The sequence below is a fragment of the Amycolatopsis sp. YIM 10 genome (assembly GCF_009429145.1).
Lineage (GTDB): Bacteria > Actinomycetota > Actinomycetes > Mycobacteriales > Pseudonocardiaceae > Amycolatopsis.
The window spans coordinates 9460054-9472176 of sequence record NZ_CP045480.1 but is presented as its reverse complement, the minus strand read 5'-3'; the positions used below and the strand labels follow the sequence as shown (position 1 = coordinate 9472176).

At 69.4% G+C, this 12123-nt stretch carries 12 protein-coding genes; 11 read left to right on the top strand and 1 reads right to left on the bottom strand.

What is annotated here, in order from left to right:
• Positions 1–22 precede the first annotated feature (22 nt).
• Entirely contained in the window at positions 23–928 is a 906-nt protein-coding gene (locus tag YIM_RS43835) for a hypothetical protein (protein ID WP_153035969.1), read from the bottom strand.
• 184 nt (positions 929–1112) lie between these two features.
• On the opposite strand from YIM_RS43835, the gene rplM reads away from it, so the two are divergent.
• From rplM to YIM_RS43780, 11 genes are all read left to right on the top strand, one after another.
• Positions 1113–1565: a 50S ribosomal protein L13 gene (gene rplM / locus YIM_RS43830; protein ID WP_113695922.1), complete on the top strand. Its 453-nt coding sequence runs from the start codon at positions 1113–1115 to the stop codon at positions 1563–1565.
• A gap of 14 nt (positions 1566–1579) precedes the next feature.
• Entirely contained in the window at positions 1580–2065 is a 486-nt protein-coding gene (rpsI, locus tag YIM_RS43825) for a 30S ribosomal protein S9 (RefSeq protein ID WP_153035968.1), read from the top strand.
• Between the two features lie 212 nt (positions 2066–2277).
• Positions 2278–3612, top strand: coding sequence for a phosphoglucosamine mutase (glmM, locus tag YIM_RS43820; protein WP_153035967.1), 1335 nt, complete (start codon positions 2278–2280; stop codon positions 3610–3612).
• A gap of 133 nt (positions 3613–3745) precedes the next feature.
• Complete coding sequence (locus tag YIM_RS43815; RefSeq protein ID WP_153035966.1) at positions 3746–4024, top strand: hypothetical protein; 279 nt, start codon at positions 3746–3748, stop codon at positions 4022–4024.
• Positions 4024–6261: a WXG100 family type VII secretion target gene (locus YIM_RS43810; RefSeq protein WP_153035965.1), complete on the top strand. Its 2238-nt coding sequence runs from the start codon at positions 4024–4026 to the stop codon at positions 6259–6261. Before YIM_RS43815 ends, YIM_RS43810 begins: the two co-directional genes overlap by 1 nt.
• Before the next feature lie 13 nt (positions 6262–6274).
• A complete protein-coding gene (locus YIM_RS43805) occupies positions 6275–6724 on the top strand; it encodes a hypothetical protein (protein ID WP_153035964.1) in 450 nt (149 codons plus the stop codon).
• Positions 6712–8382, top strand: coding sequence for a fatty acyl-AMP ligase (locus YIM_RS43800; protein WP_370468930.1), 1671 nt, complete (start codon positions 6712–6714; stop codon positions 8380–8382). The genes YIM_RS43805 and YIM_RS43800 overlap by 13 nt, the downstream gene beginning before the upstream one ends.
• 4 nt (positions 8383–8386) lie before the next feature.
• Positions 8387–8665 (top strand): acyl carrier protein, encoded by a 279-nt coding sequence (locus YIM_RS43795; RefSeq protein ID WP_228004388.1) that lies wholly within the window; start codon positions 8387–8389, stop codon positions 8663–8665.
• Positions 8666–8818: 153 nt separating this feature from the next.
• The gene (locus YIM_RS43790; RefSeq protein WP_153035961.1) at positions 8819–9127 is read left to right on the top strand and encodes a hypothetical protein; all 309 of its coding nucleotides are present in this window, start codon (positions 8819–8821) and stop codon (positions 9125–9127) included.
• Positions 9127–11562, top strand: coding sequence for a WXG100 family type VII secretion target (locus YIM_RS48820; protein WP_194239949.1), 2436 nt, complete (start codon positions 9127–9129; stop codon positions 11560–11562). Before YIM_RS43790 ends, YIM_RS48820 begins: the two co-directional genes overlap by 1 nt.
• A gap of 19 nt (positions 11563–11581) precedes the next feature.
• Positions 11582–12082, top strand: coding sequence for a hypothetical protein (locus YIM_RS43780; RefSeq protein WP_153035960.1), 501 nt, complete (start codon positions 11582–11584; stop codon positions 12080–12082).
• The last annotated feature ends 41 nt before the right edge of the window (positions 12083–12123 follow it).

Below are 12123 nucleotides of genomic sequence, written 5' to 3'. Positions count from 1 at the left end.
CGTTCCCCCTCGTCGGCCCGGGTCAGTTGCCCTGGATCTCGCCCATCCGGTCGTAGAAGTCGTTGACCTCGGCGTCGGTCTTGAGCGCGGTGACCTCCGCCTCGGGCGGCACCTCGGGCAGATCGCGCTCGGTCGGCTCGCCCTGGTGCTGGTAGTGCATGCGGATCTCGACCTCGTGGCCGTCCTTGGCGATCTTCGCGTTCATCTCGATCGCCTTGATCGTCCCCTGCGCGTCGATGGTGATCTTGGTCGGGATGGGTTCCTCCTGCATCGACTCGCTCATCAGGTCGATCAGGTTCTGCGGGAAGACGACGACGCGGTGCTTGAGGAACAGGCGCAGGGTGATGTCCGCGTTGAGCTCGACGGTGCCGTCGTCGAGGCGCTTGGCGCTCTTCGCGGCCCGCGCCTTCGGGCTCTGGGTGGCCTCGGTCACCGCGCTGACCATCTTGCAGACGTCCTGCTGGCCGCCCCAGAAGCACTCGTCGTACTGGTCGCCGTTGTAGGGCATGGACACCCACGGCGTCGGCGCGAGACTGGCATAGACCGGTCCGAGCTTCAGGTACTCGACGGTGCTGCCGGCCGGGTGGAACGAGTCCAGGTACTCCTCCGGGGTCTCCTTCGACCGGTTCGTCGACAGCCGCGCCGGCGGCTTGCCGAGCTGGATCCCGGTGATGGTCGAGTCGGAGTCCTTGTCGTCGACCCTGGCGTAGCGGTCGAGCGTGCTCTTGCGCGGCCGGTCGCCGGTGAACTGGTCGCCGAGCTTGCCGAGCTGCTCGGCGAACTTCTCGCTGACGTAGGTGGCCGCGTCGTCACCGTCGGCGATCGCGGTGCCCGCCTTGCCCTGACCGCACGCGGTGAGCAGCAGCGCGGCCCCGGTCAGCAGTGCGGCCAGCCGTCGCGCGCGGGTGCTCCGAAACGAGCCGCTCACCTCGCTCACCCCCGGGTTGTAGTGCGGTCTCCTCGTCGAGACCCTAGTATCGAGCACGGCCGGACACCCCCGCTTTGACCCTCTCCGAAGGCGCCGGGTATCTTCAGATGTCGTTGTGCGCTGCGGCGCGTAAGCGCTAGGCCCGCACAGAACCCACACGCAATGTTGACGACGAGGTAGACCCTTGCCCACGTACAGCCCCAAGCCCGGCGACGTCACTCGTGCCTGGCACGTGATCGATGCCGAGGATGTCGTGCTCGGCCGGCTCGCGACCGAGGTCGCCACGCTGCTGCGCGGCAAGCACAAGCCGACCTACGCCCCGCACGTGGACACCGGTGACTTCGTCATCATCGTCAACGCCGAGAAGGTCGCTCTCACCGGTAACAAGCGCGAGCAGAAGTTCGCGTACCGCCACAGTGGCTACCCCGGTGGTCTGCGGAAGCGGTCCTTCGGCGAACTGCTCGACACCAGGCCTGAGCGCCTGCTCGAGAAGGTCGTCAAGGGCATGCTGCCGAAGAACAAGCTCGGCCGCGCCCAGGCGAAGAAGCTCAAGGTCTACGCCGGCCCGGAGCACCCGCACTCGGCGCAGCAGCCCCAGACGCGCGAGATCACCAAGATCGCGCAGGTCGCCCAGTGAGTGAGGAACAGTCTGTGACCAGCCCCGAGACCGACGTCGTCGCCGAAGAGGGCGCCACCGAGGCCTTCGCGACCAGCGAGACCCCGGCCGCCCCGAAGCCCTCGCGTGCCGCCGGCGGCAACGCGCAGACCGTCGGCCGCCGCAAGGAGGCCGTCGTCCGCGTCCGCCTCGTGCCCGGTACCGGCGAGTTCAAGCTGAACGGCCGCAGCCTCGAGGAGTACTTCCCGAACAAGGTGCACCAGCAGCTCATCCGTGAGCCGCTGGTGACCGTCGAGAAGCCGGACTCGTTCGACATCTTCGGCAACCTGCACGGTGGCGGCATCTCCGGTCAGGCGGGCGCGCTGCGCCTGGCGATCGCCCGCGCGCTGGTCGAGGTTGACGCCGATGACCGTCCCGCGCTGAAGAAGGCCGGCTTCCTGACCCGTGACGCGCGCGCCACGGAGCGGAAGAAGTACGGCCTCAAGAAGGCCCGCAAGGCGCCGCAGTACAGCAAGCGCTGATCTGCCCAAGGGCAGCAAGCAACCCACGGAAGCGCTCATCCGTCATGCGGGTGGGCGCTTCCGTGTTTTTCCGAGCCCACCGCCCTCCCGACCTGCTTCTGCGGGCTAAAGCAGGTCCGCGTGCTTTTGCGGGCAAAAGCAGGTTCCGGGGCGTGGCGGGGTGGATCCCCAGGGCCAGTAGGGTGTCGGGGTTGTTCGTTCAAGGAGGATCGATGGCTCGCCTTTTCGGCACGGATGGGGTGCGTGGCCTCGCCAACGCGGAGCTCACACCCGAACTCGCGATGTCGATCGCCGCCAGCGCCGCCAGGGTGCTCGCCGCGCACGATCACTCACACCGCCCGGTCGCCGTGGTCGGCCGTGACCCCCGCGCCAGCGGCGAGATGCTGGAGGCCGCCGTCGTGGCCGGTCTCGCGTCCGCCGGCGCCGACGTGCGCCGCCTCGGCGTGCTGCCCACGCCCGCGGTCGCCTACCTGGTCGGCGCGCTCGGCGCGGACCTGGGCGTGATGATCTCCGCCTCGCACAACCCCATGCCCGACAACGGCATCAAGCTCTTCGCCGCGGGCGGGCACAAGCTCCCCGACGGCATCGAGGACGAGATCGAGGCCGGGCTCGGCCACGGTGGCGTCCGGCCCACCGGCGCCGAGGTCGGTCGTGTCACCGACGTCGAGGACGCGCTCAGCCGCTACGTCCAGCACCTCCTCGCCTCCACCCCGCACTCGCTCGCCGGGGTGCGCGTGGTCGTCGACTGCGCCAACGGCGCCGCCTCGGCCGCCGCCCCCGAGGTCTACCGCAAGGCGGGCGCCGAGGTCATCGCGATCCACGCCGATCCGGACGGCATCAACATCAACGACGACTGCGGCTCCACCCACATGGACCGGGTCAGCGCCGCGGTGCGCGAGCACAACGCCGACCTGGGCATCGCCCACGACGGCGACGCCGACCGCTGCCTCGCCGTGGACGCCAACGGCGAACTGGTCGACGGCGACCAGATCATGGCCGTGCTCGCACTGGCTATGGCGGAGTCCGGCGAGCTGACCGACGAGACCCTGGTCGCCACCGTGATGAGCAACCTGGGCCTGCACCTGGCCATGCGTGAGCACGGCGTCCAGATCCGCACCACCGGCGTCGGTGACCGGTACGTGCTCGAGGAGCTGCGCGCGGGCGGGTTCGCGCTCGGCGGCGAGCAGTCCGGTCACGTGGTGCTGCCCGCGCACGCCACCACCGGTGACGGTCTGCTGACGGCCCTTCGTGTGATGAGCCGCATGGCCTCGACCGGCAAGTCGCTGGCCGACCTCGCCGGCGTCATGCGGCGGCTGCCGCAGGTGCTGATCAACGTGCGGGTCGCGGACAAGGCCGCGGTCGCCGATTCGGACGCGGTGCGCAAGGCGGTCGACGCGGTCGAAGCCGAGCTGGGTGACGAAGGTCGCGTGCTGCTGCGGCCGTCGGGCACCGAGCAACTGGTGCGCGTGATGGTCGAAGCGGCCGAGCAGGAAACCGCGCAGGCGGCCGCCGATCGCCTCGCCGGAGTGGTCTCCACCGCCTCCTGAGCTTCACCCCGCAAAACGGTCAACTTGCTGCACCACGGTCACCGGCCCGGTACATTCCGTGTGCATGACGCGGTGATCACACGATTGAGGGGGAGTTGTGCCAGAAGGTGGGTACCGGGCTGATTCGGAGGCAATGGCGGTAGCGCAGACGCGGCTCAAGGAGCAGGTCGGCAAACCGGCCGCGCAAGCTGATCGCCTCACCCCGCCGAAGGTCAAGCCCGAGGAGTTCGGGCGCGTTCACACGCACCATTTCGACAGTTACAGCGCGGGCGCGGAGCAGGTGGGCGCCGCGTTGAAAGGGCTGACCGCCGAACTGACCGCACTCGCCGGCGGGATCGGCACAGCCGGGCAGAGTTACGCGAGCGCGGACCAGGCGAATGCCGCGCAGGTCAACCAGCAGGCTGCGTACTGATGGCCGAAGATGACACCGAACTGCTGAACAGTCCCCACGTTTCCGACGCGACCAAGAGAAAGCTGGAGCAAACGGGAGCCGACCCGTTGAGCGGGCTGTCCGGCGGGGCCACTTACAAAGAGGTCCGCGAACACGCTGTCCGGGAAATGAACAACGGGCGGAAGGTCGAGGAAAGCACCGCCAAGGCCCACAGTGACTTGTCCGCGCAACAGCCGCCGGGCGCCAACGGCGCCGGGGTCGCGAAGTCCGACGACGTGCTCGATCTGGCCAAACCGGCCCTCGATTTCTTCTCCACCTGGATAGACCAGGTCTGGAACAACGTGCCCGGCGTGAGCCGACTCGAATACATGCCGGAAATCTGGGATCTCTTCCACCAGAACCGCGGCATCGACTTCCGCAAGTTCACCGACGAGGCCGAGGAGTACGGCAAGGCGCGGGAAGTGGTCGAGCAGACCATGGAGGGGGCCCGTGCGGAGCTGAACACCTTGTTCGGTGACTGGGAGGGTGCGGGCGCGGCGGCCGCGCGGACGAAGTACGAAGAAGGCATCGTCCCGGATTCGCAAAAACTGCTGGATCAGCTGGAAGGCGCGGCCACGCTCATTCCGGAAACCATCACGGCGATTTACGAAACGCTGAAGCAGCAGGTCGACGAGGTCTTGTTGCTGAGCAGGGCGACCATCGCCGGTGCCGATGTCGAAACCGCCGCGAAGATCGCCAGGGTGGCGCCGGGCGGATCGGACAGCAATGAGGCGGACCGGCTGGACGCGGTGCGGTTCTTCGACCGCCAGTGGGGCAGCAACCTGGAAGCGGGGCTGAGCGAACTCAGCATGACCTATGTGGTCGCCGAAGAGCTCATCCCGCAATTTTGTGAAGGCTGGCTGACCTCGTTCAAGGCGGAATTCGAGCCCCTGCTCCAGGCTTTCAAAGACCTTTGCGGGCAAACGAACAAAACTGTCGATGGTCAATGGTACGCGCTCGCGGAATTCATGAGCGATTACACCAATGAATTCACCGACGCGGCGGCTCCGGCGGCCGCACCGCAGCAGCCGTCCGGCCCGCCGCCGGGCGGGACGGGCCCGGCGATGACCGGGGGCGGACCGCCTGCCATGCCCGCCGGTGGGACCGGTGGGGCCCCGTCGATGCCCAGCCCACCGCCGCCTCCTGCCCCGCCGCCGATGCCGGCCGCACCGGAAGCGGCGGCCGCGCCGGGGACCGATGCGGCTTCCGGGATGGCGTCCGATGCGGCGGAGAAGAACCCGGTCACCGGCGGTGAACTCGAACTCGACCCGGAAACCGGCGAGGCCTACCCGATCGATCCGCTCACCGGCGAGGCGGTGAAGGAGCCCAGCGGCGCGGCGCTGACCGTGGAGAAGGGCGAGAACAAGCTGTCCCTCTCCGAGCCGGACGCCGACGGGAACATGGCGATCACGGTCGAGGGGCCGTCGGGCGAACCGAAGGACTACCAGCTGGCCTTCGACGGTGAGGGAACCGAAGGGGACGAGATCTTCCGGCCGGGTGAGGACGGGAAGATCCTCGTCGAGGACGGCCCGCTGAAGATCACCGCCGAACGACCGGACGGGCCGGACGGGCAGACCGTGGTCGAGGTCGACGACGGTTCGGGTGAGCCGACCAGGTACGTCCTCGGCGAGCAACACGAGGAAGCCGCAGCTCAACCGGCCGCGGCCGCTCCCGTCACAGCTGCTCCCGCCGCAGCCCCACCCGCGCCTGCGGCAGAACCCGCAGCAGCGACTCCTTCCCCCGCCGCCCCTGCTCCAGAGCCGGCCCTCGACCCCGGCGACCTGCTTTTGCCCGCAGAAGCAGGTGGGCAGCCGGAGGCGGGTGGGCAGTCGACCGCGCCGCAGTCCGTCGATGCCGGTGACTTCCTGTCCAGCGGCGCGGCCGCGGTCGGCCTCGGCGAACCGGCGCTCGGTGACACCGCCTCGGTCCCCGGTGCGGCTCCCAGCGGCATCGGTCTCGGCTCGGCGCCGGGCGGTGCCGCGCCCCAGCAGCCCGCCGCGTCGCCGCCGGGGTCGTCGCAGGACAGCGCGGTCGCGGCGGGCATGGGCATGATGGGTGGCATGGGCGGCGGCGCCGGCGGCGGCAACGCCGGTGAGGTCGAGCGCGCGCCCAACCAGTACCGGCATTCCGGCAACCTTTTTGATACGCCGGCGCCGGCGAACCGCATCAGCGGCTCGCTGGACGATGACGATGACGGCCTGATCGGATTCGGCCGTTGAGCGGGAGGACCCGGTGAGCGTCGAAGATCGGCTGCGCGCCGCCAGAGCGGCTTTGTCCGCTTTGTCGCGGGAGCGGGAGGAGCAGCGCGCGCTGCGTGAGCAGCGGTTGGTGATCGCGCAGGGCAAGTCCGCGGCGGCACTCGGCGAGCGGATGCACGAGCTCACGGAGATCGCACGGCAGCAGGTCGAGCTGAAGCGGCGGGAGGACAAGGCAGGCGGCTGGGCGACTTCGTCGACACTCTCCGACGGCAGCGAGAAGGACGAGAACTACGAGTTCCTGCAGTTCGACGAGCCGAAGGCGCCCGCGCAGACGTGGACGCCCCCGCCCTCCGCGGTCCCGCCGCCACCGCCGCCGCCGCCTCCACCTGCTCCCGAGCCGCCCGCGGCCCCCGCGCCCCGGCGGCGCGCGGCTGCCGCGGATGAGGAGGAGGACTTCGCCGAGCACAAGTGGTGGGCGGGTTGAGCGGTGCGCCGGAGCGGCCACTGATCGAATACCTGCTGGACCGCGCCGAGTCGACCGAGGTCGCGTTCACCTATCTCGACTGCACCGGCGGGCGTGATGCGGAGCCGCGTGACCTGACCTGGGCGGAGCTGGTGCGGCAGGTGCGGGCGGTCGCGACGAGGCTGCGGCAGGTCGCGGCGCCGGGCGATCGGGTCGCGCTGGTCACGCCGCAGGACCTGACCTACGTGGTCGGCTTCCTCGGTGCGCTGTACGCCGGGGTGGTCGCGGTGCCGCTGTTCGCGCCGGAGGTCCGGTCGCACCGGCAGCGCCTGATCGGCGCCCTGAACGACTGCGAAGCCCGGGTCTGGCTGACCTCCCGCTCGGCCGTGGACAAGCTCACCGACTTCACCACCTCCGCCCCCGTCACCCCACCCGCCCACCTCCTCTGCGTCGACGACCTGCTTTTGCCCGCAGAAGACGCTGACCTGCTTTTGCCCGCAGAAGCAGGTCAGCGGGTCGCGTATCTGCAGTACACGTCGGGGTCGACGCGGGAGCCGGCTGGGGCGGTGATCACGCATCGTGCGCTGACCGCGAGCGCCTGGCAGGTGGCGGGCGCCTATCAGGTCGACCACCGCACCACCTGTGCCGGCTGGATCCCGTTCTTCCACGACATGGGGCTCATCCAGCTGATGTGCGTACCGGTGTTCACCGGCGCCCGGGCGGTGTTCATGCAGCCGCTCGAATTCATCCGCCGGCCGGTCCGCTGGCTGCGGCAGCTGTCCGACTACCCGGCGGTCTTCACCGCCGCCCCCAACTTCGCCTTCGACTACGCGGTCACCGCCGTACCTGCTTCTGCCCGCAAAAGCCTGGACCTGGGGGATGTGCGGGTGGCGCTCAACGGGAGCGAGCCGGTTCGGCCGGCGACGGTGCGGGCGTTCGCCGAGGCGTTCGCGCCGTGCGGCTTCCGTCCCGAGGCGCACCGGCCGTCGTACGGGCTCGCCGAAGCGACGGTCTACGTCTCCAGCGCGGGTGACGAAGGTCCCACTATCACCACCTTCGACCGGGACGCGCTCGCGACCGGGTCGGCCGTCGTGGCGGAGACCGGCACCGAGCTGGTCTCGGTCGGGCGTCCGTTCGGCCAGGAGGTGCGCATCGTGGACAACGAGTCCGGCGAGGTCTGTCCCGACGGCCAGGTCGGTGAGATCCAGGTGCGCGGGCCGCACCTCGCGCTCGGTTACTGGCGGCAACCGGAACGCTCTGCCGAGACGTTCACCGACGGGTGGCTGCGCACGGGCGACCTCGGCGTCGTGCACGACGGGCAGCTCTACATCACCGGCCGGATCAAGGACCTGATCATCGTCGACGGCCGGAACCTCTACCCGCAGGACATCGAGGAGACCGCCGCCGACGCGCACCCGGGGATCCGGCGCGACCGCGTCGCCGCCTTCGGGATCGCCGACGACCGGGGGGAGGGTGTGGTCGTGCTGGCCGAGCCGGTCCGTGACCAGGCGGTTGACTTCGCCGAGGTCAGCAAGGCCGTGCGCGCCGCCGTGTCCGCCCAGCACGAGGTCGCCCTCCGCGACTTCATGCTTTTGCCCGCAGAAGACGGTGGCGTGCCGCGGACGTCCAGTGGGAAGGTGGCGCGTTCGGCCGCGAAAGCGCGGTATGAGGCACGATGAGCTGGTGACCACCGAAGACGCCAGCCAGTACCACGCCCAGGTCAAGCAGCTGGTCTGCGATTCGTTCCACCTGTCCCCGGACGCGCTCGACGTGACCACGCCGTTCGACGAGCTCGGCCTCGATTCGAAGCAGCGCGTTCAGCTGCTCGCCACCATCGAGGTCTTCTTCGAAGTGACCATCGACCTCGACGAACGCGACCGCCTGACCGACATCGCCGGCACCGCCGAGGTGCTCGCCGACGCGCTCCGTGCCAAGTCCGGCGCCGCCGGTTCCGGCCAGTGACGCGTTCGGGTATGCAAACAGGCGAATCCTGTGCGTCCGGTCAGCCGCATGAGTACATTCTGTGTGCATCTGCGACGGCACCGTTCGCCGTTCGGGTGCGTCAGAGTTCCTGACTCGCATTAGGAGAACCTCGGACCAAGGGGGAGCTGACCGGTGGGTGGGCACAAGGTCGATGCCGACGCGATGGCGTCCGCCTCGAAGAAGATGACCGAGTTCGCAGAGGACGTGACCGACGGCACCAAGGAACTGGAGAAGTCCAAGATCACCGCGAAGGAGTTCGGCGAGGCGCACGCCACGCACGCGGAGACCTACACGACTTCGGTCGCCACGCTGTCCGCCGCGGTGAAGGGGTACACCACGGCGCTGACCGGTTTCGCCGCGAACATCGCCGCCGGTGGCCAGTCCTACACCGCCAACGACCAGTCCCAGTCGTCCGCGATGAACAACGCCGGGAGCAACTGATGGCCAAGACGTGGGAAGAGGTCAAGGCCGTACTCGACGATCCGGCCGTTTCGCCGGACAAGAAGCAGGCCCTGCTGCAGTCCTGGTCGAGCAGCAGCAGCGAAGCGTGGGGTGCTGACGACGCCAAGCGCGACGAGATCTCCAAGTACCAGGAGGCGTACAACGGCTACCCGATCGGGTTCGGCGCCTTCAGCGAGGAATTCACCGACGAGCTGTACAACGACGCCAAGAAGGAAGGCTCGGAGAACAGCTACAACGAGCGCGAGCACCAGAAGGACGTAGACGCCGGCCGGACCGGGCTGGACAGCGCGCGGCCCCCCGCCCCCGGCGGCGGGGGCACGAAGATGTCCGACGACCTGCTCAAGCACGGTGAACCCAGCCTGAAGGTGTTCAAGGACTTCGGCCCGCTGCTCGGCAAGCTCCCGGATGACTGCCGCGGCCGCACGCGCCCGCTCGACTACAACACCGACATCAAGAAGCGGTACGAGGAGCAGAAGGGCATCAACTTCGCGGAGTTCCTGACCGACTCCTCGGACTTCTCCATCGCCGCCGGTCAGGTCCGCCAGGCGCTCAAGGACACGCGCGGTCAGCTCGACGGCCTGTCCGACAGCTGGACCGGGCCCGCCGCCGACAAGGCGAACGAGCACTACAACGAGAAGATCAACACCCCGGGTGACGAGCTGGTGGGCTTCCTCGAGGGTTCCTCGGCCGCCACGGCGACCGCGGTGGACGCGGTCTACCAGCTGGTCAAGGGCAAGGTCGACGCGGTCATCGACATGTACACCACGACGGTCGGCAAGGCCGATCTCGACATGGCGACCACCGTGATCAACATCGCGAACGACTCCGCGGCCGGCAAGGACGAGATGGAGAAGGTCGCCGGCTGGATGGACGTCAACTTCGGCACGAACATGCGTGAGAAGTTGAACGACGACGGCTGCTGCGATGACGACGACATCAAAAAAGAGGGCATCCGCCTCGCCAAGCAGTGGATCCAGAACCAGTTCAACGTCGAGATGTGGGACGGGCTCTGGACCAAGTTCGACACGCTGTGCACCGACACGAAGGAATTCGTCGACGAGGCCTACACCCAGCTCAACGAGGTGATGGGCAAGGCGGAGAACGGATTCGCCAACGCCGCGGCGGAGAACCCGCCGCCGCCGAAGAAGAACGACAACGGCGGCGGTGGCGACACCGGCGGTGGTGGCGGTGGCACCGGTGGTGGCGGCTCCGGTTCCGGCGGTGGGGGCACCGGTTCCGGTGGTGGCGGGGGCACGCCCGGCGCCGTGGAGCCGCCGTCCGCGGAGGACGACAAGGGCACCAACCCGATCACCGGCAAGCCGCTCGAGGTCGACCCGGAGACGGGCAAGCCGTACCCGATCGACCCGGAAACCGGCGAGGCCATCAAGGACGCCGGTGACGACGACGACACGATGACCGTCAAGCAGGGCGACAACGAGATCACCATGTCCGAGCCGGGCAAGGACGGCAAGATGGACATCTCGCTCGACGACGGCACCCCGCCGCCGAAGGAGTACAAGCTCGACTTCGGCAACGGCGAACTCGGTCCGGACGGCAAGCCCGTCGAGGGTGCCGAAGGCGCGGGGGGTGCCGAGGGCGAGCAGGTCTACAAGCCCGGTCCCGACGGCAAGATCGTCATCGAGGACAACGGCGTCAAGATCACCGCCGAGCAGCCGCAGGGGCCGAAGGGCCCGACCGTGGTCACCGTCGACGACGGCAAGGGCGAGCCGGTCACCTACACGCTCGGTGCGGACAACAAGGGTGAGAAGGACGCGCTGAACGGCCTCGACGACACCGATCCGACCGGTGGCGCGGGCAAGCCCGACGAGCTGGCTTCCGTGGCCGGTGGCGCCGGTGGTGCGGCCGGTGCGGGCGGCGACGAGGGCTTCAGCTCGCCCGGCGGCCTCGACCTGCCCGAAGACGGCGACGTCGAGACCAAGCCGGCCGCCGACGGCGGTGCCGGTGGTTCGGGCGGTGGCGGTGCCGGTGGTGACAGCGGTGGGTCCGCTGGTGGATCCGGTGGCAGCGGCGGCAGCGCGGGCGGGGTGTCCGGCAGTGCCGGCGGCGACCTCGGCAACACCGGTTCGCTGTCCGCCGGTGCGCAGGTGGGCGCGGCTTCGCCGGAACCGGCCGCGGCGGGCCTCGGCTCGGCGCCGGGTGGTGCCGGGGTCGGCGCCGCGCCGGCTGCCGCTGGTGCCGCGGCGGGTGCCGGTGGCATGGGTGGCGGCATGGGCATGATGGGCGGCATGGGGGCCATGGGCGGTGGCGCCGGTGGTGGCCAGAGCGGTGATCAGGAGCGCAATTCCAGCCAGTACAAGGTCGCGGGCAACATTTTCGAGACCAGTGGTGCCGGCGGCCGGATCAGTGGTTCCCTGGACGAGGAAGGCGACCGCTCCATCCGGTACGACCGGTGAGCGCGCGTGAGGAGTGCTGATGAGCATCACTGACGAAGTGGCGCGGATGCGGGAGCGGCTCGAGGGCCTCGTCCGTGAGCAGGCCGATCGCCGCGCGCTGCGTGATCGCCAGGCGGAGGAAGCCAAGGCGAAGGCCCAGGAGTACATGTCCAAGCAGGTCCAGGCGGCCGAGCGGTACGTCGACCACCGGCGTGAGCTGGGGCGGCGGGAGAAGGAAGCCGGCGGCTGGGCGACGGAGAAGACGCTCTCCGACAAGAGCAACGTGATGGGGTTCGGCGTCGAGGACGAAGAGGACGGTCCCGGGTTCACCGGGCACGCGGTGAACACCGCGCCGCCGGTGACCAGGGCCGAGCCGCAGCCGGCCGCGGCGTGGCAGGCGCCCCCGGCGCCGCCCGTGCCGGAACCGGTCGCGGTGGCCGAGCCGGCCCCCGCACCTGCCCCGCGCCGCGCGGGCAGGCACGCCCGCCGCGAAGAGTCGTTCGACGACGACGACTTCTCGAACAACAGCTGGATGAAGTAGCCGCGAACCTGCTTTTGCCCGCAGAAGACGCTCGACCCCGT